The following is a 1,417-nucleotide window of genomic DNA, read 5'->3' as shown; positions in this document are numbered from 1 at the left end:
AACCAGATCATCAACGGCTTGCGCCATGCCATGCAGCTTCAGGCTACGCAGCATGATCACGATTGAGGCACCTGCTGGATCATGACGCATGGCGTTTCCCCTTGGCCTGTCTCAGATCATCATAGCGATGGACGTTGGCCTTCGGCGTCATGTCCAAGGCCAGAGCCTCTGGCGGATCGATCCCTGGTAAGCCTGTCTGCTTCTTGTCGATCAGCCTGTGCAGGAGGTTCAGGACATGCGTCTTGGTGGGTACGCCTGCTTCCAGCGCGAGTTCCACAGCACACAGAACGGCGTCTTCATCGTGGTGCAAAATCAGGGACAGGATATCGACCATCTCCCGATCACCGCCCACCTTGCGCAACATATGATCCTGCAGGCGGCGGAAGGCGTCGGGCATCTCGATAAACGGCGCACCATTGCGCAGGGCGCCGGGTTTGCGTTGGATGACAGCCAGATAGTGCCGCCAATCATAGATGACCCTGCCTGGCTTGTGGTGCGACCGCTCGATGATACGCTCATGGGCACAAACGGTTTGGCCTTCCGCCACGATGACCAGCCGTTCGGGATAAACGTGCAGGCTGATACGGCGGTTCGCAAAGCTGGCCGGAACGCTGTAGCGATTGCGCTCGAAGGTGATCAGGCATGTCGGTGACACCCGTTTACTGTGCTCCACAAATCCATCGAAGGCAGGCGGCGACGCCATCAATGTGGGCTTCTCCGCCTCCCACACATCGGCGATCGTGCCGGGCAAAGCCTTGTGCGGTGTCTCGGCCCATAGGGCAATGCAGCGGTCCTCCAGCCACTGGTTCAGTTCGTCTAGTCCCTTGAAGACTGGCATGACCTGCCAAAGGCGGTTGCGCGCATCCTGGACGTTCTTCTCGACCTGACCTTTCTCCCAGCCTGCGGCCGGATTGCAAAACTCAGGCTCAAAGACGTAGTGGCTGGCCATGGCCTTGAAACGGGTATTGACATCACGCTGTTTGCCTCGGCCCACACGGTCCACTGCCGTCTTCATATTATCATAGATGCCCCGTCCCGGTACGCCACCGAAGACACGAAAAGCGTGCCAATGGGCGTCGAATAACATCTCGTGGGTTTGAAGCGGATAGGCCCGCACCAGGAAAGCTCGGCTGTGCGACAATTTGATATGGGCTACCTGAAGCTTGACCCGTTCGCCTCCGATATTGGCCCAGTCTTCGCTCCAGTCGAACTGGAACGCCTCACCGGGCTGAAACACCAACGGAACGTAGGTGCCGCGCCCTGTTGTTTGCGCCGCCCGATGCCGATCCGCGCGCCACGCGCGAGCAAAGGCTGCTACACGTCCGTACGAGCCTTCATAGCCAAGCTTCACCAGGTCAGCATGCATCTGCTTCACAGTTCGATGTTCTTTGCGCGGCTTGCGTGCCTGCGCCAACAA

Annotated in this window: 1 protein-coding gene and 1 pseudogene; both read right to left on the bottom strand. The window is 58.9% G+C overall.

Annotated features, from left to right (window positions below; all coding sequences use genetic code 11):
- Positions 1-90: pseudogene (locus tag EDC90_RS20745) on the bottom strand (ATP-binding protein); the annotation flags it as partial.
- Positions 80-1,417, bottom strand: a 1,338-nt coding sequence (istA, locus tag EDC90_RS20740) for an IS21 family transposase (protein ID WP_132314400.1), incomplete at its 5' end; no start/stop codon positions are given. The gene istA and the pseudogene EDC90_RS20745, both read right to left, overlap by 11 nt.

It is taken from the genome of Martelella mediterranea, assembly GCF_004342225.1.
In the GTDB taxonomy this organism is placed as follows: Bacteria; Pseudomonadota; Alphaproteobacteria; order Rhizobiales; family Rhizobiaceae; genus Martelella; species Martelella mediterranea_B.
Note: the sequence above shows the minus strand (reverse complement) of the source record. Positions and strands in the feature narration are given on the sequence as shown.